This is a genomic window from Leuconostoc suionicum, from assembly GCF_001891125.1.
Classification (GTDB): domain Bacteria; phylum Bacillota; class Bacilli; order Lactobacillales; family Lactobacillaceae; genus Leuconostoc; species Leuconostoc suionicum.
This window is the reverse complement of the sequence record NZ_CP015247.1, coordinates 1,744,674-1,765,778: the sequence shown is the minus strand read 5'-3', so window position 1 is coordinate 1,765,778 and position 21,105 is coordinate 1,744,674. Positions and strand designations below refer to the sequence as shown.

Here is a 21,105-nt window from a genome sequence, read left to right as displayed (position 1 = left end):
GTAAAAATAGGTAAACTTAAATAGTTCTGCAGAACATTTATTGAAATTTGTACGCAAGTCAACATAATTGCGTATAATTGAATTATGCATAATTTAAATTACAGACAAATGAACGGATTATCGCTGGCTTATATTGGCGATGCAATCTATGAACTAGAAGTACGACGGCACTTATTGTCTTTAGGCTTAACAAAAGTAAATGAACTACAAAGACGTAGTAAACATTATGTTTCCGCGAAAGCGCACGCTGCGTTATTTGAGCAAATGATGGTAACCAATATCCTAACCGACGATGAATTAGATTATTTTAAACGTGGTCGCAATGCTAAGTCACATACAAAAGCAAAAAATACTGATGTCATTACGTATCGAATTTCAACGGGTGTTGAGGCATTATTTGGTTATTTATATATGTCCGAACAACATGAACGCATTTTAGAACTAATGACATGGATTTTTGAACAGGTGGAGACAGGGAGTACAAACAAATGAAACCAACAGAATCAACAGAATTCGTTTACGGGCATCATGCCAGTGTTGAATCATTAAGAAGCACGCAAGAAATCAATAAGGTTTGGCTACAAACAGGGTTACAAGACAAAATTCGTAACGAAATTACGCAATTGGCCAAGAAGAAAAAGTTGGTTATTCAGCAGGCACCAAAGTCAAAACTAGATGAACTAACCGATGGTGGTAATCATCAGGGTGTTGTTCTAAGTGTGGCGGCCTTTGAGTACGCGTCAATTGATGATTTATTTGATCAGGCTGACAAGAAAGGCGAAGCACCATTTTTTGTCATTTTAGACGGCATTGAAGATCCACACAACTTAGGGTCTATTTTGCGTACTGCTGATGCAGCTGGAGTTCACGGTATTATTATTCCAAAACGTCGGGCAGTTCAACTGACGGCAACCGTTGCTAAGACATCTACCGGAGCCATTGAACATGTTCCTGTTGCTCGAGTGACGAACTTAGTGAATGTAGTGGAAGAGCTTAAAAAGCGTAATGTTTGGGTTTTTGGAACAGACATGGCAGGTGATGATTACCGCCGTTGGGATGCAAACGGTGCGGTAGCGTTAATTATTGGTAATGAAGGAAGAGGCATTTCGCCATTATTAAAGAAAAAAGTTGATGGTATGGTTACGATTCCAATGGTAGGGCATGTTCAGAGTTTGAATGCTAGTGTCGCTGCTAGTTTGTTGATTTATCAAGGATATAATTCACGAAATCCGTTATAAGTAGTTGATTAAACTACTAATATGGCGGGAGTATATAATTGGGGAGAGATAGATTAATTGGAGCAGTTATCGCGGCGCAAAGGGGACACGAATTTGCGTATAATGTATTGATTAAACATTTGAAAGCAGCTATATTTGATGTGCATTCGCGAAAAATTAGCGGTCGAATGAAACAGGATGATTGGTATTCAGAGGGATTAGAAATCCTAATGAAGTGTGTACAAAAGTATGATTGTAGCCGACCACGTGCTAAATTTTCGACTTATTTTATTACGGCTTTATCAAATAGGGCTACTGATTTAATTCGTCATCACTACACTGAAAAAGCGCAATTTAATCATAAAATGCTGGCTATGGATGACGATTTAACTAGTATTAATATAGGAACTGACACATATAATCCAGAGCATATTTTTTCATTGCGTGAATCACTTTCAAAAATAAATATGGCTGAATCCGTTGCGTTCAAAGAAGCATTATTACAAATCATAGGGGCACTTAAATATGATATTGAAGATAGTGAAAAAAGACGATTTGAGCAAATGCAATATCGTTTAAAAAAGATCATACAAGAAATTGCTATAAAATAAAAGCAGCCCAGATGGGCTGCTTTTATTGTGGTTTTCGAAAGTTATTATTAATGTTGTCCTTAAGTATATGTTCTTGTATTAATTTCACAACTTCTGTATTTTCTGGAAGACTTGAATGTTGCGCATCATCACCAGAAACAGTAATTTGAGTATAGGATTTGACATGCTTTTGGAAAATATACTTTCCGGCTAAAACACTTTGAACTGGAACTATACCGTCATCTGTATAATCTTCTGTACCAGCTATCGAATACATAATCAAATTAGAGGGTAATTTGGTGCTTTTTTCAATAAAGTCTTTTAACATGACTGTGCGGCGTTGTGATGAGGATTCGGAGAAGTTGAAGGGGGTACCTAGCGTCATTAGAGTTGCCATATTGAAACTATCAGAACTGTAGTAGTTTTCTAAATATCTAGTCCAAATGAGTCCACCGTTTGAGTGACCAATTCCTTGGAAATTATGGAAATGGTAACGATCTTGCAAATCAATAAGAGCAGTATTTAGCCATTTAGCCTGCTTTTTAATATTGTCGTAACCATCAGCATTATTTTGAAAACCAACGACAATAAATGGTTGCTCATCACTAGATCGAATTTTGCCACTATATACCAATTTACCATCTTTAGTGACCAAAACTTTTAAAACATCGTGTCGCTGGCTCTTAGTGTTGAGCTTAGTTAATAGACTATCAAATCGATTGACTGAGGCACTTGAACCAGGAATTAGAATAATTGGTGACATATGTGATGTTTGTATCTGCGATTGTGTGGTACGAGTGTGGACAACCCAACTATGACTAAAAATGCCAATTATTATTAATAATATGAAACTGAATAAGATAATTAGTTTATTTCTCATTTTGTACCTCAGCATTATCAAGTTCGATAAATGGCTTGTAAATCAATATTGTCAATCCAAAGACTATTGCTACCACAATTAAGGAAGACAATTTACCGCTCCCTAAGAATGCAGTTAATAAATTAGGAGCATTGTTTGGTATCACTAAGACAGCCGGTTTTATCAAATGTGTGGCAATCGCTACATAGCCAACCAAGGTGCCAGCTATGCTAGACAAAATCATAGGAACCAACATCAGAGGTCTTAAGAATAGTGGTAATCCAAAATAAAGCAACTGATTATTATTGAATAAGCTAGGAAATATAGATAACAGTCCTAAATTTTGCTTTCTTTTTGACGACATAAATAAAAGCAAAAAACTAATTGCTAGTGTATTGCCAATGCCGCCAAGTAATGAAAACGTACCATACACACTATAGAGATTTTCAGGGTATGGCAATGTCGCGTGAGTATTTTTCAAAATAACATCTAAATTTTTGACGACAGCATTAATTGTTGTTTGATTAGAAGTCAGCTCGTTTGGCAATGCAATGCCTAACCAATACAGAACTGGTGCACAAGCTCCTACTAATAGAAGACCAACGAATGTTGTGAAGAAATTAGATGACAAAATGTTACTGATTAGTAACTGTAACGTAGTTTGTTGAACATACGGTTGAACCAAAAAATAGAGGGTAAGGATAAAAGCGGACCAAATCAAAAATCTTGCCGAATAGGGTTGTAGGTTTTTACGAAAGAGTCTTTGGTATTGATAGTAGGCTTCACTACTGAGCAAAGTTAATACGGTGACCACTAAATATTGTGAAACATTATGTGAAAAATTTTGTGTATTGACAGTGAAAAGGAGGTAGGTGGCCAAAAAATTGGTTAATATTGGTAATATGTTATTTTTTATGCCGCGGTAAATCAAGTAATTATTTGTTAAGGCAGCGGCAAAAATCATGAGTATAACGACATCCAAAATAGAAAGAATTATCTGCAAACCTGTTATTTTTAAATTGATGTTAAAAATGACAGAAAATAAAGCATTTGGTGCTAAAAATAATATGAACAGCAGACGTTAGTAAACGTCGATCGCCAAAACGGGAAGTGTTTGGCGCATCGCTGAGAATATTGCTTGGAAAATATGGTTCTTTAATACGATATTGTCTAGTTTAACAATAAGCGAGAAACATTTTTTAATCATAAGTAATCTATCGTTCCGTTCTTTGATATATAAGTTTAACATTCTGAAATATATATGTTATAATAAAATTCATTATATTATTGACGATAATTTAAAGTTAAATTTAATAAATTTTAAATAGACAATTTATACGGGGGTTACTGCGAATGTTAAAGCATTTTTTCCAACATCCAGTTGTTAATTTTGTTGGACGTACTGTTTTTTATTTCTTAATCATTCTATCACTTTTGTACTTATACGGCTATTCTGGCGTTGGGGAAGGACATTTTCTTTACAATGAATTTTAAATGGGGGAGCACACATGATTGATAATGTGTTAAAACAGGTTGATCTCATCGCGACAACGCAGCCTAAAAAAGTTGCGTATGATGAATTGGGAGAAAAACATACTTATGAACAGCTGAAAAAAGCATCTGACAGTTTAGCTCATGCTTTAGATGAACTAAATTTGCCTAAAAAAGCGCCAGTTATGGTATATGGTGGGCAGCAATTTGAAATGATCGCAAGTTTCTTAGGCAGTGCTAAATCAGGCCATGCCTATATTCCGGTTGATGTTAATTCAGCAGAGGAAAGATTGACAGATATTATTGAAATTGCTAAGCCTGCAGTGATCTTAGCCATTGATGAGTTACCAACATCAATTTCAGATATTTCAATAATTGATAAAGAACATCTTGATCGTATATTTTCTACGAATGTACCTTATGAATTGACACATTCTGTTCAAGACGATGATAATTTTTATATTATTTTCACTTCTGGGACAACAGGGCGTCCAAAGGGCGTTCAAATTTCACATCGTAATTTACTAAGTTTTACTAATTGGATGATTGGCGACACGTTTGATTGGCAAGAAGGCAGCAATGTGTTATCACAGCCACCATATTCTTTTGATTTATCAGTGATGGACTGGGTTCCCACTATTGTTACCGGTGGAACTTTGAAAGCATTACCCAAATCAGTAGCTGAGGATTTTAAACTATTATTTGCTACTTTACCAAAGTTAGATCTAACTACATGGGTGTCGACGCCATCATTTGCTGATGTTGCCCTCCTGGATCCAGAATTTAATCAAGCGAACAATCCAAATTTGAAGGCCTTTTTGTTTTGTGGCGAAGTTTTAACACGTACGACAGCCGAGAAGTTACTAGCGCGCTTTCCAATGGTAAAAATATATAATACTTATGGACCGACGGAAGCCACAGTTGCTGTTTCAAGCATACGCATTACTAAGGAAATCATCGAAAACTACGATAAAATGCCAATTGGTTATGTAAAGGAAGATACGGTAATTAGTATTCAAGATAGCGATGACCAAGAAGTTTCTTTTGGGGAAAAAGGTGAAATTATCATTTCAGGCCCTTCAGTTTCCAAAGGTTATTTGAACAACCCTGAAAAAACAAATGCTGCTTTCACGAAATTTAACGGTGAACAGGCGTATAAAACTGGTGATTTAGCAACAATTGATGAAAATGGTTTGTTGCATTATAAAGGACGTAGTGATTTTCAAATCAAATTACATGGGTTCCGAATTGAATTGGAAGAAGTTGCGCAACAACTACAACAAAGTCAATGGATAGAACAAGTGGTCGCTGTGCCACGTTATGACGCTGATGGTAAAGTTAAGCAGTTATTGGCCATTGTAGTGCCTAAAGAAAATGATTTTTCTAAACCTATGTTGTTAACAAATGCAATTAAAGACGACATGAAAGACATTATGATGCCTTATATGATGCCGAGTCGATTTATATATCGTGAGTCAATGCCATTGACACCGAATGGTAAAATTGATTTAAAAGGGTTGATTACTGAGGTGAACGGCAATGCTTAATCTACAACCCTATGCAGATCCGCAGTACTTCATTATTTTATTGTTGGCACTAGTGCCTCTAGCCATCGGTTTATACTTTGGAAAGCGTCTAGCTTGGTATGAAGTATTGGTCTCGCTTGTCTTTATTTTCTTGATGTTTGATGGTGAGAAATACCATGAAGGTATCGCATTAATTATCTACATGATTTGGCAATGGCTGCTTGTTTGGACCTATACTTTGTATCGTAAAAAGTACAACCAAACTTGGGTGTTTTATGTCACAACTATTTTAGTCATCTTGCCACTAGTATTAATTAAGGTTGCGCCAGTTACTAATTGGTTGCAAGTGACAACCTTACTCGGATTCATGGGTATTTCGTATTTGACATTCCGTTCAGTTGGTATGGTGATGGAAATACGTGATGGTTCGATTCAAGAATTTAAGCCTTGGCTTTTCTTGCGCTTCATGCTGTTCATGCCAACAATTTCGTCAGGTCCTATTGATCGGTACCGTCGTTTTGCAAAAGATGTTGAGAAAGCACCGACACGTGATAAGTATCTAGAAATGCTTGGCAAAGCTGTCAAATACCTTTTCATTGGTTTTTTGTATAAATTCATTGTGTCTCATGCTTTGGGAACTGTATTAATGCCAAATATTGAGCATATGGCGATTGTTTCTGCACATGCTCAAGGCGGGTGGTCATGGTGGATTATAGCGTATATGTATATTTACGGTTTGAATTTGTTTTTTGACTTTGCAGGATATTCAATGTTCGCTGTAGCAACTGGTTATGTGATGGGAATTGAAGTGCCGATGAACTTTAATTTACCATTTTTGTCCAGAAACTTAAAAGAATTTTGGAATCGTTGGCATATGACTTTATCATTTTGGTTCCGTGACTTTGTCTTTATGAGGCTCGTGTTTCTGATGATGAAGAAAAAGTGGTTTAAAAGTCGAATCACAACCTCAAATGTGGCTTATATCATTAATATGTTGATTATGGGATTTTGGCACGGATTGAAATGGTACTATATCGCTTACGGTTTGTTTCACGGTGTTGGTCTTGTTATTAATGATATGTGGTTACGCTATAAGAAAAAACATCACGTACCGCATAATAAGTTTACGAATGTATTAGCGATTGTGATAACATTCAACGTAGTAATGATTAGTTTCTTATTATTTAGTGGTTTGTTGGATAAGATCTGGTTCCAACGTTAATGTAATGGAAATAAATGGATAGTAATAGCTATTATATAAATGATAGTATTAGAATCGAGGGAAAAAATAATGGACTTGAAAGAACAAGTAGTAGAAATTTTAAACACAATTATTGGTGAAGATATTTCTGACCAAATGGACGATGATTTTTTTGAGAATGGGTTGCTAGATTCAATGGCGACGGTGGAATTGTTGCTTGATTTAGAAAGTAAGTTCAATATCCAAGCACCTGTTTCTGAATTTAATCGCGATGAATGGAATACACCAAACAAGGTAGTTGCTAAAGTTGAATCATTGATTGGATAAAAAAATGCTGAAAAAACGGGGGCTATGGTGGATATTTGGTCCAGTAATCTTGGCATTCGTCATGGTTACTGCACTATTTTTGGCACCATTTTCATTAAACTATTTATCAAATAAAGATATTCAAAAAGCGTCTGTGTCATTTTCTAAAAATGTTTTTAAAGGCGAAAGTGTCAAAATGGCGGCCTTCAGTAATTCAAAGACAAACTATGTGCCTTTCTTTGGGTCAAGCGAACTACTCCGTTTGGACACAATGCATCCATCGGTGTTGGCGGCAAAGTATAAGCGTAATTATCAGCCATTTTTGCTTGGTCAGGCTGGAACAGAATCTCTTTCGCATTACTTGGGGATGCAAGAAATGACACCGGCTTTGCATAAAAAGCAGGCGGTATTTATTATTTCGCAACAGTGGTTTACCAAACGTGATAGTAAGTGGGCATTTTCACAGTTTTACTCACCGTTACAGACCGTTAACTGGTTGCGAAACATTAAGGAAATTAGTGCAACTGATCGATTTATTGCGAAACGATTATTGGAACAAAAGCAAATTAGTGATAATAGCTTTTATGCTCGTCTCATTACAAAAATTAAAAATAATGAATCTTTGTCAGAAACTGACCAGAGCTTGTTAATGTTACGAAACAGAATGTTATTGCGCGAAGACCAACTATTCTCGAATTTTACAGTATCTAATAATTGGGATAAGCAAGTTGAGCCAGCACTAAAGTCGTTACCAAAAACTGATGACGTATCGTTGCTAGAGCGGGAAGCGATGAGAGTTGCGAAGAAGCAAACTGGTAATAATAAATTTGGCATAAAAAACTCATTTTTCAGAATGCGAGTCAAACCAAGTTTGAAGAAGCTGGAAAACTCTCAAAGTCATTTTGATTACCGACAGTCTGATGAGTATTCTGACTTTCAGGCTGTATTACAAGAGTTTGCAAAAGAGCATACTGACGTTTTGTTCATTATTCAACCTGTTAATAAAAAATGGTCAAAGTATACGGGGCTGAGCACAAAAAGATATTATCAGAGTGTGGATAAAGTAAAAAAACAGTTAAAGTCACAAGGCTTTAACCAAATTGCTGACTTTTCTCATGATGGTGGACATAAGTACTTTATGCAGGACACCATTCATATGGGATGGCGAGGCTGGGTAGCTGCTGATACGAAAATAAAGCCCTTTTTTGCACGAGGTTACCAAGAACCAACATATCATATCAATGATAATTATCTATCCAAAAAATGGCAAAATTTGATACCAACAGACACAAATCTTAAAAACTTTAAATAATAAGGGTCAAAAAGGTTAAGTGTAGGCAAAAAAACTTTGTCAACACTTGACCTTTTGTTACAATAGAACCATGATTATAGGAATTGGAAATGACACAGAAGCGATCAGCCGAGTCGCAGAAATAGTCGAGCGTCAGAAGAGTTTTATAACGCTCATTTTAACGCCAGCAGAATGTGCTGCAGCGGCTGAGCGAAAAGGTAAGCACCAAAACGAATATATTGCCGGACGTTTCTCTGCCAAAGAGGCTTTTTCAAAAGCTACCGGCTATGGAATCGGTGAGAAAGTTCAGTGGCAAGATATTGAAATTTTAAATGAGCCAAATGGTCGACCTGTAATGAAAGTGAAAAACTTCCCCTATCACACTTATGTGGCCATCACACATAGTGGTGATCAAGTGAACACGGTTGTTGTTATTGAACGTTTGACGCTGCTGGAAAAAATGAGTATAAAGCTGTTTCCTAAACGAGGAGTATTATCATGACAGACAATGATATATTATGTTTAAGGCCTACATGGCTAGATATTGATTTACAGGCAATTCAGACAAATGCTAAATTAATTATGAAGCACGCGGGCGCACAAAGATTGATTGCCGTGGTTAAAGCCAATGCTTACGGACACGGTGCAAAACAAGTTGTAGGGGCGTTACTTGAAGTGGGTGTCTATGATTTTGCGGTAGCAACGATCGGTGAAGGTGTTCAACTGCGTAAATATTATCCCCAAGCAAAAATAAATATTTTTCTGCTTGGTGTCCAAGATGTTGCCCAAACAGAAGTTATGGTGGAAAATCGTTTATCACCAGCTGTTGGAACAGTTGAATGGCTTAATGAGGCAGTAAATTACATCAAAGACGGGCAGAGGCTAGATGTTCAATTAGCTGTTGATACTGGTATGGGGCGAATGGGTGCTCATTCAGCAAGTGCTGTTGAAGACATGTATCATCTGATCCAAAGTACTAAAAAGTTTCGATTGGCTGGTGTGTTTACTCATTTTGCCACAGCTGATGATAATAATCAAAACTATTATGATGAACAAGTCCAGCGTTTTTACCAATGGGTGCAATCAGCTGGTATTCCTAAACAGTACTGGCATTTAGCAAATTCAGGGTCTGCGATTTGGCATCATGATGAAATTTATACGGATACGATCCGGGTTGGTTCTGTGCTCTACGGGTATAATCCTGGTGCCCCTGAAAAAAAGATGCCCTTACCCTTGAAACCAGCTCTACAATTGAAATCAAAGTTGGGCTCAGTGCATCAACTAAAAACTGGCGAGTCAGTAAGTTATGGTGCAACATATACGGCAAAGAAGCCACAATGGATAGCTACTTTGCCTATCGGTTACGCAGATGGCTATCTGCGTCGCATGAGTGGTATGAAAGTCTTGGTCGATGGACATATTGAACATGTAATTGGACGTGTCACAATGGACCAGATTGTGATAACATTAAAGCAGAAATACCCTGTTGGAAAAACTGTGACTTTGGTTGGCTTTGAAGGTGAGAATCAAATATCGGTAGAAGAAGTTGCGGAATATGCTCAGACGATTCCGCATGAAATACTAACAAATTTTGGTGCTCGTTTGCCTAGAATTTATTAAAAAGCGTCTCACGGCGCGTACATAGAAGTGAGAATATTATGACAGAAGAACATCAAGCAGTTATGCGTGGTGACGTATTTTACGCCGATCTAAAGCAAGGAATAGGATCTGAGCAGGCTGGTGTACGGCCCGTTTTAATCATTCAAAATGATGTAGGAAATGCCAATTCACCTACAACTATTGTCGCTGCGATAACGTCCCAAATTTCTAAACCAAAATTGCCGACGCATGTATTATTACCTGAACATATGAGCGGCATGAAAAGAGACTCAGTCATTTTAGCAGAGCAAGTGCGAACTATAGATAAGCGCCGCTTACGTGACAAAATTGCGCATATAAATGCTTCTTCAAATGAAATGCAACTGGTGGCGCATGCTTTGCGAATTAGTGTGGGGTTGAAGTGAAGTTGTCAGTATATTTAACTTATTTTTAACCTACGATTTGTATAATAAATGTAATAAAACAGGTAAATAGGAATATGAAAATGTCAAAAGCAATTAAAATACTATTAATCGAAGATGATGTCAATCTAGCAGATAATGTTGTTGGTTTTCTGCAGGACTTTGCAGATATCAATGCTGTTACAGATGGACTTGACGGTGAATTTGAGGCGCAAGAAGCGCCATATGACTTGATTATTTCTGACCTCATGCTACCTGGCGAAACTGGCTTAGAGTTGATCAAAAATTTGCGTGCAAATGATGTTGAAACACCAGTTTTGATTTTAACAGCAAAAACTTCACTGGATGATAAAATAGAAGGTTTCAATGTTGGCGCTGATGATTATTTAACCAAGCCCTTTCATCGAGAGGAATTACTTGTTCGTGTAAAAGCTCTTTTGCGCCGCTCAGGAGTCTATTCTGAGGATAATACGCTAGCGGTTGGGGATGTGATGATTAACCTAGAAAATCGCGGTGTACAAGTGCATGGTCAACCGGTTAAATTGGTTGGTAAAGAATTTGATATTTTAACTTATCTTGCACAAAACAAAAATATTATTGTCACTCGTGATCAAATTTTTGATCGCGTATGGGGTATTGATTCAGATACGACAATTAACGTTGTTAATATTTATTTGAATAATTTACGTCGAAAATTAGAAGCTGTTGGACAAAACAATTTAATTAAGACCTTACGTAATATAGGGTTTATTCTAGAGGTAGAGGATGCCGAACGCAATCAATAAAAAGCAGCAAGTACGTGGATTTATCTGGTTACTCGCCAGCTTTTTTGTTATATTTTCAATTTTAGCTAGTGTCATTTTCGTATCATACACTCGAACGGTCTTTAACAGTGCGGATCTTGCGATTAGCCAGACGATTTCAATGTATGATAGTGGCGGTCTACTATCAACATCTGATAAAGATGTTAAACACACGCAACCTGTGTATAGTAACTCAAGCACGAGAACAGAGACTTGGTTATTTGATAAAAATGGTAAATTAATTATTGATAATAATGTGGCCGATACGAGACAAGCATCGTTGCAAAAGTCTTTGCAGCAAGCAATCAAATTTGATAAAGCCACTATGACCGTTAAACCAAATACATATAAATTTTATGGTAACTACTATCGCATTATTGGTTTTAAATTCAAGAAAAATGCGGCTAAAGGTTACGATCAAATTGCTGTTCATGGGATGGTAACAGTTAACGTTACAGATACAATTAATAATTTAAATAACTTTAAAAAAGTGTTATTTTGGTCTTTTGGACTGTTTGGTATCTTATCAGTAATTGTGTCATATATGATTTCTAGAAGAAATATGAAACCAATTCTAAAATCTTGGCAACAACAACAAGATTTTGTTAACAATGCTGCTCATGAGTTAAGAACACCGATGGCTGTTATTCAAGGAAAGCTAGAAACAATGCTGACGAAACCAGAATCAACAGTTCGTGATCAATCAAATGCTATTATTTTATCTTTATCTGAAGTACGGCGCTTGAATTCATTGACTAATAATATGTTAACATTGGCAAAAACTGGTTCCAATATGACAAAAATTGAAAAAGAAGCAACAAATGTAACTCAGTTTTTGGATGATATCATTACGCCATACCAAGAAATGGCAGAATTTGAGGGAAAAAAAGTTACACTTGATGTTGATGTTACTCAAGAAATATACATCGATAAAAAACGTATTCATCAATTGCTGGTTTTGTTGTTAGATAATGCTTTAAAATATTCAGATGAAGGAGCAACTGTTTCAGTAAAAGCAGGTATCGAAAAAAAGAAATTTGTTCTTAGTGTTGCAGACACTGGTCGTGGAATTAGTGATGAGGCTAAAAAGCATGTCTTTGACAGATTCTATCGTGAGGATAAAACGGGAAATCGTCAAACAGGCGGTACTGGCCTGGGCTTATCTATTGCTGAGTGGGTAGTTCATGCTCATGGTGGTAAAATAACAGTGTCAGATAATCAGCCACAAGGTGCTGTGTTTAATATTATTTTACCGCTTTAATGTTTGATTTATTTTATATTGTTATCATTATAGTAACGAACGTACTGTATATTTTTCATGAAAACAATAATGTGCACGTATGAAAGGGCGAGTTATGAAAAAATATTCTTTAATTATGGTTGCTATTGTTTCAGCATTGGTGGCAAGTTTTGTTGTTTACTCAGGCTTGCAACCAAATTCCTGGTTTCAACAGCATTCTTATGCAACAAAAACAACGAATTCAGTTGGTACAACAACAGTAGCCAAAACAGCATATACAAGTAATGATACGGCAACAACTGCCTATAATAAAGTTAAAAATGCAGTTGTTACAGTACAAAATTTGCAGAAAACATCAACATCAAGTAGCGGTTGGTCTTCTTATTTTCAACAAAATCAACAAGAAAGTAGTTCAGAATTAGAGACGGCGTCAGAAGGTTCAGGCGTTGTTTATAAAATTTCTGGTGGCTATGCGTATATTATTACTAATAATCACGTGGTAGCTGATTCTGATGAATTACAATTAATTACCGCTAGCGGTAAAAAAATTGAAGCAACTATCGTTGGCACAGATTCAAGTAAAGACTTGGCTCTGTTAAAGGCAAAAACCACAGATATCAAAACATCAGCATCCTTTGGCAATGCCAAAAAACTGCAGTCAGGTCAACAGGTCTTAGCTATCGGCTCTCCTTTGGGTTCTGATTATGCTACTTCTTTGACTAGTGGTATTGTTTCAGCTCCACGCCGTACACTTTCGGCTGAAGAAACGGGTTCTTCAGCAACTACTGCTATTCAGACAGATGCTGCTATCAATCCTGGTAATTCTGGTGGACCATTGATTAACCTAAAAGGGGAAGTAGTTGGTATTAACTCATCAAAAATAGCTTCTTCTACGGATGGTACGAGTGTTGAAGGAATGGGATTTGCTATTCCAGCAGATATTGTTCAGACATTTATTAAGAATACCGAAAAGTAGTAACTAGTATATTAATGAAACATAAAAATAGCCTACAAGCATCACAAGTTTAGTAATTTCTTGCGATGTTTGTGGGCTATTTTTGGCACTGAAACTAAAGTGTTGAATGATACCAATCTACAATTTCTTTTGGTGTTAGGCGTTCACCGTGTCCGATACGTGAAACTTCTTGTCCATTCTCAAACAAAACAAAGGATGGAATACCACGCATGTTATGTTTTGTTGCGACATCAATATTTTCGTCTCTATCAGCATCAAACCATTCAGCAGTTTGTGTAACTTCATCTTTGATAGTTTGAATAAAAGGCTTTATGGCCTTGCAATCGCCGCACCAATCTGCAGAAAGAAACATGACATGCCGACCTGGCTTGTTTATATGTTCTTCAACAGCTTCATTTGAGTTATGTGTTGGTTCGTACATAATTTATTCACCTCACTAAATTCTAGTAGAATTGTACCATAAAGCAGTTTCTAATGCTGAATATAAAACCGAGATGAAAGAAGGTATAAGAAAATACCATGAGAAATATTAAAAACTATTGACATATATCAAATTAAAAGTTATAGTAATAATCAATATAAACGTTGAAAAGATAAGTACATCTTTGAGTCTTAGTTAGAGAGCTCGTGTTTGGTGAAAGCGGGTAAGATAATTAGTTGGAAAATGGTCTTGGAGTTTTTCACGGATACGAGCAAGCGGACACTCATATGTGTTACGCGGTAAGTTGAAATCGGGCGTCCCCGTTACTGGACAACGTATAAACCAAAGCTTTCACAGATGTTCTCGACGAAAGTTTTTGGCGTACGTTTTGAGAAGTGTAAGCTGGCAATGTTTACATAAATACCGGGTGGTAACACGTCAATTAACGTCCCGTAGTGTCTTTGGATACTACGGGACGTTTTTTATTTCTTAAGAATTTGGAGGGAACGTATGAGTGTTATATTAAATAACGGTTTGTTGAAGCGGGAAAGCTTTGTAATCGGTCGTTTTGAAATATTAGAACCGACTATTAATATACTCTTGGTCAACTTAATGCCCAATCGATTACAAACTGAAAAGCAGTTCACGAGATTATTGAGTCATTTATCTGTGAATGTGCGAGTAACATTTGCAGTACCAAGTCAGCATAAAATTCGCCACGACACGGATGCAATTATGACTAGCTATGTCACACTCAACGACATTTGGCACAAAAAATTCGATGGCATGATCGTTACAGGTGCGCCAGTGGATCGCATGAAATTTGAACAAATTGATTACTGGGATGAATTTCGTCATTTACTAGAATGGCGAAAGACACATGTAACTGAAAGTCTATTTGCATGTTGGGCAACATATGGCGCTGGTTATGCAGAGAGAAACTTTCCTGTTAAAGCCTTGTCAGAAAAAATTTCGGGCGTCTTTCAAGCTAGCCAAATTTTTAAACGTCATTCATTATTAAAAGATTTGGAGAACATTAGTATGCCGCAATCTCGTTATTTTACGGTACCAAATTTTGGTGTGGCTCGACGCTTGAAAGTTGCTGGCGACGATATTTTAGGCGCATTCATTTTGAGGGATGAACATGTAAATTCAACTTACATTACTGGCCATTTCGAATACGACACTGAGACTTTAGAGAACGAATATCTTCGTGATATAGCAATTGACCCAAACACAATTAAACCTAAGAACTATTTTTATAATAATAAACCAACTAATACATGGCAGACTTATGCTGAAAAATTTTTTGTAAATTGGGGGGAACTGTTGGTGGAAAAGATGATTGCATCAAAATCAACAATCCTAACATTAAATCAAGAGAGGAATAAGCTGGGTCTAGGGACCTCGCAATGTAAATACTTATGAGCGTTAAAATTGATACATTATTAGCACAGGGCGGTAACGGCAGTGATGACATTAAAACAGGGGCAGTAGTTAGTCCACTATATTTTTCAACAGCCTATCGACATCCTAATTTGGGTGAATCATCTGGCTTTGACTATGCACGTTTACAAACACCCACACGTCAAATATTGGAAGAGCAGTTAGCGGATTTGGAACAGGGCGTGCAGGCATTTGCTACCAGCTCTGGTATGGCAGCAATTGATCTTTTGTTTGCTTCATTGATTAAAAATGGTGACCATTTTGTTACCTCGGATGATCTATATGGTGGCACATATCGCTATTTTGATGCCATTGTTGAACAGAGTGGTGTGAACTATGATGTTTGGAATGGGGTGGATGACATTTCGAGCTTAATTAACGAAACTACGCGACTTGTTTGGTTGGAAACCCCATCTAATCCAACGATGAAAGTGATTGATATTCAGAAGTTAAGTGCAAAAGTTAAAGATATTAATCCTGATATTTTAATTGCTGTTGATAACACTTTCTTGACACCTATTTTTCAACAGCCGTTAACACTTGGCGCGGATATTGTCGTTCATTCCGCCACAAAGTATCTTGGTGGACATAATGATATTTTGGCTGGAGCAGTAATTGTTAATAGTGATGTTTTAGCTGAAAAATTAGAAGCATCATTAACAACACGTGGTCAAGTTTTAGATTCATTTAGTTCTTGGTTATTGTTGCGCAGTCTGAAAACACTGCATCTACGGATGCAACGGCACAATGAAAATGGTCAATATTTGGCCAAAAAATTACCGTGTATTCCCGGTATAGATAAAGTCTTATATGCTGGTGTTGGTGGAATGTTAAGCTTTTATTTGTCAAACAATCATGATGTAGACGCTTTTTTGAAAGGACTGCAAATCGGTTCTTTTGCGGAAAGCTTGGGTGGTCCAGAAACGCTAGTTACGATTCCTGCGGTGCAAACACATCACGATATGAGTCAAGAGCAGCGTGATCACTTGGGTATTACCAACCAATTGGTGCGTGTGAGTGCCGGGTTAGAAGATAAAGAGGACCTATTGGCAGATTTAAGGCAAGCAGTTGAAGGAGCAAAGCGATGAGTGATTGGACAAATATTATTGATGCAGCAACAACAAATGATCCACTGTCAGGTGCAATTAATACACCGATTCAACTAAGTTCAACCTTTAGTCAAAAATCTTTTGATGAATTTGGAGAATATGACTACGCTCGCTCTGGAAATCCAACTCGTGATGCGGGTGAAAAAGCAGTTGCACAGCTTGAACATGGAAATTATGGGTACCTTTTTAGTACTGGAATGGCAGCAATTAGTAGTGTGCTATTCACCTTATCAGCTGGCGATCATATTGTTGTTAGTAAACATGTTTATGGTGGCACATTTCGAGTTTTAGAAGATGTTTTGCCACGCTGGGGTATCACACACGACTTTGTTGACTTTAGCGATTTGGCAGCAATCGAGAAAGCTATTAAACCAGAGACCAAAGCATTGTATATTGAAACACCCTCAAACCCAGTTTTGAACATTACTGATATTCGTGCGGTAGTTGGTATCGCAAAGAAACACCAGTTGTTTACAATTGCTGACAACACATTCTTATCACCATTCTTGCAGAAGCCTTTGGATCTAGGTGTTGATATTGTGGTTCATTCGGCAACAAAGTTTCTGGCAGGACATTCTGATATCCTTGCTGGTGCTGTTGTAGTTAATGATAAAAAGTTAGCAGACCAAATTTATTTTGTTCAAAATGCGGTTGGGGCAACACTTAGCGTTTTTGATACGTGGCTGTTGTTGCGTGGTATAAAGACACTTGGTGTTCGTATGACACATTCAAGTGAATCAGCGTATAAAATAGCTGAGCATTTAGAGGCACATGAAAAAGTATCAAATGTCCTATACCCAGGGTTAAAAACACATAAAGGTTATGAAATTCATGCTTCACAAGCTAAAAATGGTGGGGCGGTGTTGAGCTTTGATGTGGGCAGTCAAGAAAATGCTAAGAAAGTAGTGGAGTCCTTACATATCCCAGTATTTTCGGTTAGTTTAGGAGCGGTGGAAACAATTATCAGTTACCCGCCAAAAATGAGCCACGCAGAGTTAAACGTTGATGAGTTGGCTAAATGCGGTATTACTCCTGGTTTGTTACGCTTCTCGGTTGGATTAGAGGATGCCGATGATTTGATTGCAGATTTAGATAGTGCATTAGCCTTAATTTAGCTTGATAGATTACGTGTAGGTATTAAAATACCGATGTTTAAGGAGAAAAACATGACAGCTACAGAAACAAAAAAATTAAATTATCGTTTTGATCAAGTGGGATCTTACTTACGTCCAGAAAACCTGAAAAAAGCGCGTGAGCAATACGCTCAAGGCGAAATTTCGTACGATGATTTACTAAAAGTTCAACATGATGAAATTAAAAATCTAGTTGATGAACAAGTCAAAGTTGGTTTATCAGCTGTCACTGATGGTGAATTCAATCGTTCATGGTGGCATTTAGACTTTTTAGGTCAACTTGGTGGATTTGAGTTTTATGATCAAAATGACTCGTACAAGTTTCACGGTCAAAAAACGCGATCAACTAATGTTCGTCTAAATGGGAAAGTGCATGCTAATTTAGACCATCCATTCTTTAAGGATTTTGAATATTTGAAGTCAGTGACGCCTGAAGGGGTGGAGCCAAAACAAACGATTCCATCACCGAGCTTGATTATTAATCGCGATCACCGTTCTGATTTATGGTCAAAATATTATGATTCATGGTCAGAATTTTTAGACGATTTAGCTCAAGCTTATCATGATACACTGCAGAAGTTCTATGATCTAGGCGCGCGTTATGTACAAATTGATGATACAACTTGGGCATACTTGATAGCGCAATTGAACGCTAATGCTGACAATCCCGAGGAGCGTGCAAAATTTGAAAAAACAGCAGCCGATGATGTTTATGTAATTAACAAGGCATTGGCTGGCTTGCCAGAGGACTTGAAATTAGCAACACACATTTGTCGTGGTAACTTTAAGTCGACTTACTTGTTTGAAGGCGGTTATGAGCCGATTGCAAAATATCTAGGCCAACTTAACTATGATGCCTTTTTCTTAGAATATGATAATGATCGTTCGGGTGGCTTTGAGCCTTTGAAAGAAATATACAACAATCGTCAAAATGTTGAAATTGTATTAGGATTGTTAACTTCTAAGTCAGCAGATTTGGAAGATGTTGATGAAGTCGTTGCCAGAATTGACGAGGCAGCAAACTATGTGCCCAAGTCTAACTTGGCTCTGTCAACACAATGTGGATTTTCTTCAACGGAAGAGGGAAATATCTTAACGATTCCTGATCAATGGAAAAAATTAGCGTTGATCAAACATATTGCTGATGAGGAACTTGCTTGAGAATGAACACATGTGTTAACAATCACACCTGTAAAATGTTAATATAATAATAACCGCGGCTAAAAATAAAGATCAAAAGACAGATAAAATGTTGGCAACGTTGTACCGCGCAAAAACGTTCCAACAGTATGTCACTAAGAAGTAGTATGTCACTAAGAAGTAGTATGGCATAAAGGCGAAAGTCATTAAGCCACTATCTTATCTTGAAGGAGAAAAATAATGTCAGAAACAGTTGTTGAAAGTTTTACTTTGGATCATACAAAGGTTAAGGCACCTTATGTGCGTGTGATTGAAACACAAGCTGGTCCTAATGGTGGTAGCATTACAAACTACGACTTGCGTTTAACACAGCCTAATGAAACATCTATTGAAACGGGTGGATTACATACGTTAGAACATTTATTTGCGGGTCTTGTTCGTGATGAAATTGATGGCATTATTGATATGTCACCATTTGGATGCCGTACAGGATTCCACGTTATTTCTTGGGTAAATTATGATTCTGAAACACTAGCCAAGGTTTTCAAAAAAGTATTGGAAAAAATTGTTAGTGATGAAGTAACCGAAGTGCCCGCAGCAGAAATCGAAAGTTGTGGTAACTATAAAGATCATAGCTTACATTCAGCTAAAGAATGGGCAAAAATCATCTTGGCACAAGGTATTTCCAGTGATGCGTTTGAGCGTAAAATTGTTTAACGTTTAATGAAAAAAGTATTGACAAATTATTATAATATAGTATGATTATTTTAACAAAGAAAAGATAAGTAGTGTTGTAGCGTTAAAAAGAGAGTTTACGTTTGGTGAAAGTAGACATCGCGAACACATGAAAATGGTCTTGGAGTTACTGTTATTGCGAACGCACGCTGATTCATTTGTTGAAACGACGCAAGCGATAACCGGGAGAGCCCGATATAGCGACATCAATTCTCAATATTATGTACAGATGTTCTCGAAGCATAATAAAGATGATTGATATTGAGGTGTGTAGGCTATTTGTCGACACATAAACACCGGGTGGTAACACGACGAGTCGTCCCGCAGTCTAAATTAATTAGACTGCGGGATTTTTTTATTGTCGCGAAACTGCTAAAAAAAGTACAGGGGAAAAATTATGACAACACAGACACTAAAGGCATTAGGATTTCAGCATGTTGGTTCATTTCTACGACCAGCTGAATTAAAACAAGCACGGCAAGATTTTGAAGCTGGTAAATTAACACAAGAAGAACTTGAAGGTGTTGAAAATTCAACGATTGCACATTTGGTTGATCAACAAGTGGCTGCTGGAATAGCAGTAGTAACAGATGGCGAATTCCGTCGCTCATATTGGCATTTGGATAATTTCTGGGGATTTGGTGGCGTTGAAAGATTAAGCTACGGAGAAGGTTACTTCTTCGCTCATGAGGAAACACGTGATGATTCAGCACGCTTAAATGGTAAATTGAGCTTTGACGCCAATGTACACCCATTTATTAAACATTTTAAGTTTCTCAAAGCACTTGCTGATGAAGCGGGCGTAGAGGCCAAAATTACAATTCCGGCCCCATCTCAATTTTATGCGGAACTAGTTCGTGGCACAAATGCTAATGTTGTATCGAACTTCTATGATTCTGACGAAGAATTTTTTGCAGATATTAAGCGTGTTTATCATGAAGAGATTCTTGCATTGTATGAAGCAGGTGCTAAAACAGTTCAATTAGATGACTGTACATGGGGTATGTTAGTAGATGCTGATTTCTGGGAAAAAATGGCTGGATCAGGATTTGATTTTAAACAACTAAAGGCGTTGTATTTAGACTTGAATAATGGTGCAATTGCTAACTTACCAGAAGATTTAACCATTAACACACATATTTGTCGCGGAAACTATCATTCAGATTGGGCAGCTTCTGGTGGTTATGACGCAGTTGCTGATGAATTGTTTGGGCAAGAAAATGTATCAAGTTACTTCCTAGAATATGATTCAGAACGAGCAGGTGGCTTTGAACCTTTGGCTAAAGTATCAGGGGATAAAAAAGTTGTTCTCGGCTTGATTACAACTAAAACAGGTGAATTAGAAAAGAAGGAAGATATTATTAAGCGAATCCATGAAGCGGAAAAATATTTACCATTGGATCGTTTATGGTTGTCAACACAATGCGGATTTGCTTCTACTGAAGAAGGTAATATTTTAACAGAAGAACAGCAATGGGCTAAGTTAGCACTTGTTAAAGAAATCCTCGATGAAGTTTGGGGATAGATGAATACATCATATATGGTGTGATATTTGTAAGGAGTAGAAAGATGCAAGCAACAACGCCTAATCGATTTTTTG

General features: G+C 37.1%; 23 protein-coding genes and 1 other annotated feature. Of the genes, 20 read left to right on the top strand and 3 right to left on the bottom strand.

The features are described 5' to 3' along the window. Positions 1-84: 84 nt before the first annotated feature. The 3 genes from A6B45_RS08870 to A6B45_RS08860 are packed head-to-tail and all read left to right on the top strand — an operon-like array spanning position 85 to position 1,828. Entirely contained in the window at positions 85-492 is a 408-nt protein-coding gene (locus A6B45_RS08870) for a Mini-ribonuclease 3 (RefSeq protein ID WP_072614243.1), read from the top strand. Beyond that, positions 489-1,238, top strand: coding sequence for a 23S rRNA (guanosine(2251)-2'-O)-methyltransferase RlmB (rlmB, locus tag A6B45_RS08865; protein WP_072614242.1), 750 nt, complete (start codon positions 489-491; stop codon positions 1,236-1,238). Before A6B45_RS08870 ends, rlmB begins: the two co-directional genes overlap by 4 nt. Before the next feature lie 38 nt (positions 1,239-1,276). Further along, the gene (locus A6B45_RS08860) at positions 1,277-1,828 is read left to right on the top strand and encodes a sigma-70 RNA polymerase sigma factor region 4 domain-containing protein (RefSeq protein ID WP_072614241.1); all 552 of its coding nucleotides are present in this window, start codon (positions 1,277-1,279) and stop codon (positions 1,826-1,828) included. A gap of 22 nt (positions 1,829-1,850) precedes the next feature. Here A6B45_RS08860 and A6B45_RS08855 read toward each other — a convergent pair whose 3' ends face one another. Next, positions 1,851-2,687, bottom strand: a complete 837-nt coding sequence (locus A6B45_RS08855) for an alpha/beta hydrolase (RefSeq protein WP_072614240.1) — start codon at positions 2,685-2,687, stop codon at positions 1,851-1,853. Continuing rightward, positions 2,677-3,630, bottom strand: coding sequence for a PTS transporter subunit EIIC (locus tag A6B45_RS08850; protein WP_237048950.1), 954 nt, complete (start codon positions 3,628-3,630; stop codon positions 2,677-2,679). Before A6B45_RS08850 ends, A6B45_RS08855 begins: the two co-directional genes overlap by 11 nt. Before the next feature lie 389 nt (positions 3,631-4,019). Here A6B45_RS08850 and A6B45_RS08845 point away from each other — a divergent pair, with 389 nt between their 5' ends. The 11 genes from A6B45_RS08845 to A6B45_RS08795 all read left to right on the top strand — a co-directional run bounded on the left by A6B45_RS08845 (position 4,020) and on the right by A6B45_RS08795 (position 13,521). Next, on the top strand, positions 4,020-4,160 hold the full coding sequence (locus tag A6B45_RS08845; protein ID WP_072614239.1) for a teichoic acid D-Ala incorporation-associated protein DltX: 141 nt from the start codon (positions 4,020-4,022) through the stop codon (positions 4,158-4,160). Between the two features lie 14 nt (positions 4,161-4,174). Further along, positions 4,175-5,704, top strand: a complete 1,530-nt coding sequence (dltA, locus tag A6B45_RS08840) for a D-alanine--poly(phosphoribitol) ligase subunit DltA (protein WP_072614238.1) — start codon at positions 4,175-4,177, stop codon at positions 5,702-5,704. Then, positions 5,697-6,905: a D-alanyl-lipoteichoic acid biosynthesis protein DltB gene (gene dltB / locus A6B45_RS08835; RefSeq protein ID WP_072614237.1), complete on the top strand. Its 1,209-nt coding sequence runs from the start codon at positions 5,697-5,699 to the stop codon at positions 6,903-6,905. The genes dltA and dltB overlap by 8 nt, the downstream gene beginning before the upstream one ends. Before the next feature lie 69 nt (positions 6,906-6,974). Further along, positions 6,975-7,211, top strand: a complete 237-nt coding sequence (dltC, locus tag A6B45_RS08830; protein WP_072614236.1) for a D-alanine--poly(phosphoribitol) ligase subunit DltC — start codon at positions 6,975-6,977, stop codon at positions 7,209-7,211. A gap of 4 nt (positions 7,212-7,215) precedes the next feature. Beyond that, a complete protein-coding gene (gene dltD, locus A6B45_RS08825; RefSeq protein WP_072614235.1) occupies positions 7,216-8,502 on the top strand; it encodes a D-alanyl-lipoteichoic acid biosynthesis protein DltD in 1,287 nt (428 codons plus the stop codon). A 70-nt stretch (positions 8,503-8,572) separates the two neighbouring features. Continuing rightward, positions 8,573-8,983: a holo-ACP synthase gene (gene acpS, locus A6B45_RS08820; RefSeq protein WP_072614234.1), complete on the top strand. Its 411-nt coding sequence runs from the start codon at positions 8,573-8,575 to the stop codon at positions 8,981-8,983. Further along, on the top strand, positions 8,980-10,101 hold the full coding sequence (alr, locus tag A6B45_RS08815; protein WP_072614233.1) for an alanine racemase: 1,122 nt from the start codon (positions 8,980-8,982) through the stop codon (positions 10,099-10,101). The genes acpS and alr overlap by 4 nt, the downstream gene beginning before the upstream one ends. Positions 10,102-10,139: 38 nt before the next feature. Beyond that, positions 10,140-10,505, top strand: coding sequence for a type II toxin-antitoxin system PemK/MazF family toxin (locus tag A6B45_RS08810; protein WP_002815839.1), 366 nt, complete (start codon positions 10,140-10,142; stop codon positions 10,503-10,505). An 80-nt stretch (positions 10,506-10,585) separates the two neighbouring features. Beyond that, complete coding sequence (locus tag A6B45_RS08805; RefSeq protein ID WP_011680398.1) at positions 10,586-11,287, top strand: response regulator transcription factor; 702 nt, start codon at positions 10,586-10,588, stop codon at positions 11,285-11,287. Next, positions 11,268-12,566, top strand: coding sequence for a sensor histidine kinase (locus A6B45_RS08800; protein ID WP_072614232.1), 1,299 nt, complete (start codon positions 11,268-11,270; stop codon positions 12,564-12,566). Before A6B45_RS08805 ends, A6B45_RS08800 begins: the two co-directional genes overlap by 20 nt. 94 nt (positions 12,567-12,660) lie before the next feature. Next, positions 12,661-13,521, top strand: a complete 861-nt coding sequence (locus A6B45_RS08795) for a S1C family serine protease (RefSeq protein WP_072614231.1) — start codon at positions 12,661-12,663, stop codon at positions 13,519-13,521. 94 nt (positions 13,522-13,615) lie between these two features. On the opposite strand, the gene A6B45_RS08790 is transcribed toward A6B45_RS08795, so the two are convergent. Beyond that, positions 13,616-13,942, bottom strand: a complete 327-nt coding sequence (locus A6B45_RS08790) for a thioredoxin family protein (protein ID WP_072614230.1) — start codon at positions 13,940-13,942, stop codon at positions 13,616-13,618. Positions 13,943-14,097: 155 nt separating this feature from the next. Then, positions 14,098-14,398: a binding site (T-box leader), on the top strand. A gap of 54 nt (positions 14,399-14,452) precedes the next feature. Between A6B45_RS08790 and A6B45_RS08785 the strand changes: the two genes are divergently transcribed. From A6B45_RS08785 to A6B45_RS08760, 6 genes are all read left to right on the top strand, one after another. Continuing rightward, entirely contained in the window at positions 14,453-15,370 is a 918-nt protein-coding gene (locus tag A6B45_RS08785) for a homoserine O-succinyltransferase (protein ID WP_072614229.1), read from the top strand. After that, a complete protein-coding gene (locus A6B45_RS08780; protein ID WP_072614228.1) occupies positions 15,367-16,476 on the top strand; it encodes a trans-sulfuration enzyme family protein in 1,110 nt (369 codons plus the stop codon). Before A6B45_RS08785 ends, A6B45_RS08780 begins: the two co-directional genes overlap by 4 nt. Further along, positions 16,473-17,612, top strand: coding sequence for a trans-sulfuration enzyme family protein (locus tag A6B45_RS08775; RefSeq protein ID WP_072614227.1), 1,140 nt, complete (start codon positions 16,473-16,475; stop codon positions 17,610-17,612). The genes A6B45_RS08780 and A6B45_RS08775 overlap by 4 nt, the downstream gene beginning before the upstream one ends. 51 nt (positions 17,613-17,663) lie before the next feature. Further along, positions 17,664-18,791: a vitamin B12 independent methionine synthase gene (locus tag A6B45_RS08770; RefSeq protein WP_072614226.1), complete on the top strand. Its 1,128-nt coding sequence runs from the start codon at positions 17,664-17,666 to the stop codon at positions 18,789-18,791. Between the two features lie 219 nt (positions 18,792-19,010). After that, positions 19,011-19,487, top strand: coding sequence for an S-ribosylhomocysteine lyase (locus A6B45_RS08765; protein ID WP_002815828.1), 477 nt, complete (start codon positions 19,011-19,013; stop codon positions 19,485-19,487). A gap of 415 nt (positions 19,488-19,902) precedes the next feature. Beyond that, a complete protein-coding gene (locus A6B45_RS08760; protein ID WP_072614225.1) occupies positions 19,903-21,030 on the top strand; it encodes a 5-methyltetrahydropteroyltriglutamate--homocysteine S-methyltransferase in 1,128 nt (375 codons plus the stop codon). The last annotated feature ends 75 nt before the right edge of the window (positions 21,031-21,105 follow it).

Excerpts from the sequence above, each read along its gene's own strand:
- A6B45_RS08870 (WP_072614243.1), top strand. The coding sequence starts at position 85 with ATGCATAATTTAAATTACAGACAAATGAACGGATTATCGCTGGCTTAT.
- rlmB (WP_072614242.1), top strand. The coding sequence starts at position 489 with ATGAAACCAACAGAATCAACAGAATTCGTTTACGGGCATCATGCCAGT.
- A6B45_RS08855 (WP_072614240.1), bottom strand. The coding sequence starts at position 2,687 with ATGAGAAATAAACTAATTATCTTATTCAGTTTCATATTATTAATAATA.
- A6B45_RS08850 (WP_237048950.1), bottom strand. The coding sequence starts at position 3,630 with ATGATTTTTGCCGCTGCCTTAACAAATAATTACTTGATTTACCGCGGC.
- A6B45_RS08845 (WP_072614239.1), top strand. The coding sequence starts at position 4,020 with ATGTTAAAGCATTTTTTCCAACATCCAGTTGTTAATTTTGTTGGACGT.
- dltA (WP_072614238.1), top strand. The coding sequence starts at position 4,175 with ATGATTGATAATGTGTTAAAACAGGTTGATCTCATCGCGACAACGCAG.
- dltB (WP_072614237.1), top strand. The coding sequence starts at position 5,697 with ATGCTTAATCTACAACCCTATGCAGATCCGCAGTACTTCATTATTTTA.
- dltC (WP_072614236.1), top strand. The coding sequence starts at position 6,975 with ATGGACTTGAAAGAACAAGTAGTAGAAATTTTAAACACAATTATTGGT.
- dltD (WP_072614235.1), top strand. The coding sequence starts at position 7,216 with ATGCTGAAAAAACGGGGGCTATGGTGGATATTTGGTCCAGTAATCTTG.
- acpS (WP_072614234.1), top strand. The coding sequence starts at position 8,573 with ATGATTATAGGAATTGGAAATGACACAGAAGCGATCAGCCGAGTCGCA.
- alr (WP_072614233.1), top strand. The coding sequence starts at position 8,980 with ATGACAGACAATGATATATTATGTTTAAGGCCTACATGGCTAGATATT.
- A6B45_RS08810 (WP_002815839.1), top strand. The coding sequence starts at position 10,140 with ATGACAGAAGAACATCAAGCAGTTATGCGTGGTGACGTATTTTACGCC.
- A6B45_RS08805 (WP_011680398.1), top strand. The coding sequence starts at position 10,586 with ATGTCAAAAGCAATTAAAATACTATTAATCGAAGATGATGTCAATCTA.
- A6B45_RS08800 (WP_072614232.1), top strand. The coding sequence starts at position 11,268 with ATGCCGAACGCAATCAATAAAAAGCAGCAAGTACGTGGATTTATCTGG.
- A6B45_RS08795 (WP_072614231.1), top strand. The coding sequence starts at position 12,661 with ATGAAAAAATATTCTTTAATTATGGTTGCTATTGTTTCAGCATTGGTG.
- A6B45_RS08790 (WP_072614230.1), bottom strand. The coding sequence starts at position 13,942 with ATGTACGAACCAACACATAACTCAAATGAAGCTGTTGAAGAACATATA.
- A6B45_RS08785 (WP_072614229.1), top strand. The coding sequence starts at position 14,453 with ATGAGTGTTATATTAAATAACGGTTTGTTGAAGCGGGAAAGCTTTGTA.
- A6B45_RS08780 (WP_072614228.1), top strand. The coding sequence starts at position 15,367 with ATGAGCGTTAAAATTGATACATTATTAGCACAGGGCGGTAACGGCAGT.
- A6B45_RS08775 (WP_072614227.1), top strand. The coding sequence starts at position 16,473 with ATGAGTGATTGGACAAATATTATTGATGCAGCAACAACAAATGATCCA.
- A6B45_RS08770 (WP_072614226.1), top strand. The coding sequence starts at position 17,664 with ATGACAGCTACAGAAACAAAAAAATTAAATTATCGTTTTGATCAAGTG.
- A6B45_RS08765 (WP_002815828.1), top strand. The coding sequence starts at position 19,011 with ATGTCAGAAACAGTTGTTGAAAGTTTTACTTTGGATCATACAAAGGTT.
- A6B45_RS08760 (WP_072614225.1), top strand. The coding sequence starts at position 19,903 with ATGACAACACAGACACTAAAGGCATTAGGATTTCAGCATGTTGGTTCA.